This window comes from Nocardiopsis lucentensis DSM 44048 (genome assembly GCF_000341125.1).
GTDB lineage: Bacteria > Actinomycetota > Actinomycetes > Streptosporangiales > Streptosporangiaceae > Nocardiopsis > Nocardiopsis lucentensis.
The window spans coordinates 1-3338 of record NZ_ANBC01000880.1 but is presented as its reverse complement, the minus strand read 5'-3'; the positions used below and the strand labels follow the sequence as shown (position 1 = coordinate 3338).

5 protein-coding genes are annotated in these 3338 nt (G+C 70.3%); 1 reads left to right on the top strand and 4 read right to left on the bottom strand.

Features of this window, described 5'->3' with window-relative positions:
* The 4 genes from D471_RS37000 to D471_RS41440 all read right to left on the bottom strand — a co-directional run.
* Positions 1-155, bottom strand: a 155-nt coding sequence (locus tag D471_RS37000; protein ID WP_040692011.1) for an NAD(P)-binding domain-containing protein, incomplete at its 3' end; no start/stop codon positions are given.
* 130 nt (positions 156-285) lie between these two features.
* A complete protein-coding gene (locus tag D471_RS41055) occupies positions 286-465 on the bottom strand; it encodes a hypothetical protein (protein WP_017602070.1) in 180 nt (59 codons plus the stop codon).
* A 174-nt stretch (positions 466-639) separates the two neighbouring features.
* Positions 640-1695: a hypothetical protein gene (locus tag D471_RS36995; protein ID WP_017602069.1), complete on the bottom strand. Its 1056-nt coding sequence runs from the start codon at positions 1693-1695 to the stop codon at positions 640-642.
* Between the two features lie 36 nt (positions 1696-1731).
* Complete coding sequence (locus D471_RS41440) at positions 1732-2214, bottom strand: hypothetical protein (RefSeq protein ID WP_206538986.1); 483 nt, start codon at positions 2212-2214, stop codon at positions 1732-1734.
* Between the two features lie 231 nt (positions 2215-2445).
* Between D471_RS41440 and map the strand changes: the two genes are divergently transcribed.
* Entirely contained in the window at positions 2446-3297 is an 852-nt protein-coding gene (map, locus tag D471_RS0130200; protein ID WP_083924426.1) for a type I methionyl aminopeptidase, read from the top strand.
* The last annotated feature ends 41 nt before the right edge of the window (positions 3298-3338 follow it).

The window sequence follows — 3338 nt, the reverse complement described above, 5'->3', positions numbered from 1 at the left end:
GCGGCCCGCTCGGCGCTGCGGGAGCCGATGAGGACGCTGTGCCCGGCCAGGGCGAACCGGCGGGCCAGCCCCCGGCCCTGGTCGCCCGTCCCCCCGAGGACGGCGACGGTCCTGCCCGCGATGTCGACGCCCTCGGGCGTGGTCGGTTCGGTCATCAGGCTTCCTCCCGGACGAGACGGTCGTTGACGGAGTCGTGGGCGCCGCGGCGCTCCCCCCTCCCGCCCGGGGAGGGGATGAACGCCGATCCTGCCAGAGGGGAGCGGGAGGGGAACGCGCGCCCCGGCCTCAGCGGTCCTCCTCCGCCTCCCACTCCTCGTTGCGCTCGGCCGCGATGGAGAGCGCCCGCGCGGCCGTGGCCTCGTCCTCGTAGGGCCCCATGCGCTCGCGGTTGGGGCAGCCCGCACCCTGTTCGACCCGCATGTGCTTCAGGCAGTACCACCAGTCGCCGCCGTGTATCTCACTCACCGTCGCCCGCCTCTCGTCGTCCGGAACGGATGTCCCGCACCTACCATTCCTATGTGAGTTGGCCAGTGTCGGCCGAACCATATGAATCCGGGCCCCTGGCCCGGTGATCTCCCGAACGGTCCTGGAGATCGCAGGACAGCACGAGCCGGTCACGCGGGCGTACCCGGGTCTTACCTACCCCAGAGGGTGTGCCCGGTATCCCGCGTGGGCCCGTGGTCCCCCTCGCCCCGGGGGCGGGTCCGTTCTGGTCGTCGGCTCCGCGCACACGATCCTCCGGTCGTGTGCGCGGCCTGACCGACGCCGGATCCCGCACCCCAGGGCGCGCCGTCCGATCGCCACCGACGCGGCATGATGCCCCGTCACGGTGACATTGGTCTTCCCCCTGGTCTGCTGTTGGAGCGGCTCCTTCCAGTACCGGCGCCCCCAGACCGAGGTGTGGGCGGGGTCGACCGCGACCACCACCAAACCGGCGTGGGAGGCCATCCCCCGCAGCCGGTCACGGAACCGGGCGGTGGGGATCCCCGCCACCGTGCGACGGAAGGTCTTACCGCGCCTGCCCCGGCCCATCGTCTCCCGCCCGGTCTGGCGGGCGTCGGTGAAACCCAGGTTCTCGATCGCCACCCCGGCACAGCCGTGCTGGTGGGCAAGCCGGATGAGCTGGCTGATGGCGGCGCGCAGCCGTCCGTCCCGGGTGTTGGTGGGGCCGGTCAACTCCAGCGGGACGGTGAAGGGAGCGCCGACGGGGTTGCCGTGCGAGTCGAGGACGCAGGCGGCCAGGTGGTCGGCGTTCAGGTCCACCCCCAACAACCGCACCCCCTGTGCGGAGAGCTCATCAGGGGTGGGCGGGGTCGGGTTCTCCACCGCCCGGGACACGTCCACGTACCAGCGGCCCCGCTCGACATCGTGGGTGAGGTCGTAGCGCACCGCCCGGCCGGCGGTGACACGGTCCAGCCATTCGTCACGGCGGTGGGAAAACCGCACCGTGCAGGAGAGCAGATACCGGCCCCGGGGCGCGTTGGCCAGATGCCTCAACGCCTCGGGCAGGGCGACGGTGACCGACCCGTCGTCGGGGTGGACGGTGATGGTGTAGTTGCCGAACGGCGCGCCGGTCTCGCCGTCCGCGGTCAGGAACAGCCGCGATGCCTCCCACCTGCGGCGCCACTCGGCCTCGGACAGAGCGGCGTCGGCCAGGTGGTGACGGGTGTGCAGCAGTCTCCTTCCGCCGACCACGATCCCCGGACGACCGGCCTCGATCCGCGCCTCGACCTAGGCCAGACGGGCAGTGAGCACTCCCAGACGGCGCTTCTTCTGCCAGCGCTCGGAAGTGTCGGCGTAACCGCGCACCCCGTCCCGGCGCTGGCCGCACGGTACGGACAGGCGCCGCCGGAGCGTGCGGATGGCGCGGGTGAGCATGGCGCGTTCGTCGAACAGGGACCGCACCGCGAGCTGGTACTGGTCCTCCGAGGTGCGGGTGATCGCCCCCGCCCACCGCGATGAGGACACCTTCGTCAACGCCTCCTTACGTTCGGCCCGCCGGTTCTGCCTGACTGGAACCATGCCGATCCGCACACGTTCGGCCAGGTCGGCACGGGCCAGGGACCCCAGGTGGGTACCGAGCACGACCAGGACACGCTCATCGGCCTCGCTCACCCGCAGCCGGTCACGAATCCGCGCACCCGTGGGCGGGGCGACGGTGAACGGGGCGGCCAGCACGCGCGTTCGACGCGTGGCGCGGCGCTTACGGCCCACCGGCTCACCCCCTTTCCCTGATCGGTGGTGATCACGGTAGCGAAGGACACCGACACACAGCGCCACGACAGCGAAAGGCCCCGGGACAGCGGGACTGTTCGTCCGGTTATGACTAACAGCAGCCGACAAGACCGGGAACAGCTCCCAACCCCTGGCGGGGCACCCCTCACACCCGTCGGGCCCGGATCGCCGAACTCGTACGGTGGTAGGCACGAACTACAATCTGTGTCCATGACTACTCCGCTGGTTCCTGGGCGCATCTCGCCACAACGTTCGGTTCCCTCCCACATCGTCCGGCCGGAGTACGTCGGACGGAAGCACCCGGTGGAGGGCGTTCTCGGTGACGTGCAGACCCCCGAGACCATCGAGCGGATGCGCGAGGCCGGACGGATCGCCGCCCAGGCGCTCCAGGAGGTCGGCAAGCACGTCGAGCCGGGGGTGACCACGGACGAGCTGGACCGGATCGGCCACGAGTTCCTGCTCGACCACGGCGCCTATCCGAGCACGCTCGGCTACAAGGGCTACCCGAAGTCGCTGTGCTCCTCGCTCAACGAGGTGATCTGCCACGGCATCCCCGACGACACCGTGGTCTCCGACGGTGACATCGTCAACATCGACATCACCGCGTACAAGGACGGCGTGCACGGTGACACCAACGCCACGTTCCTGGCGGGAGACGTGGCCGAGGAGAACCGTCTTCTGGTCGAGCGGACCCGCGAGGCGACGATGCGCGCGATCAAGGCGTGCCGCCCGGGTCGGCGGATCAACGTCATCGGCCGGGTCATCGAGTCCTACGCCAGGCGCTTCGGTTACGGCGTGGTCCGGGACTTCACCGGTCACGGTGTGGGCCCGGAGTTCCACTCGGGTCTGGTGATCCCGCACTACGACGACCCGCGCGCGGACACCGTCATGGAGCCGGGGATGACGTTCACCATCGAGCCGATGATCACGCTCGGCGGGGTGGACTACGACATGTGGGACGACGGGTGGACCGCCGTGACGGCCGACCGCTCGTGGACGGCCCAGTTCGAGCACACGCTCGTCATCACCGACTCCGGCTCGGAGATCCTCACCCTCCCCTAGATGAGTAATTCCAAGGGGTCAGTGGTCGTAGGCCGTCAGGG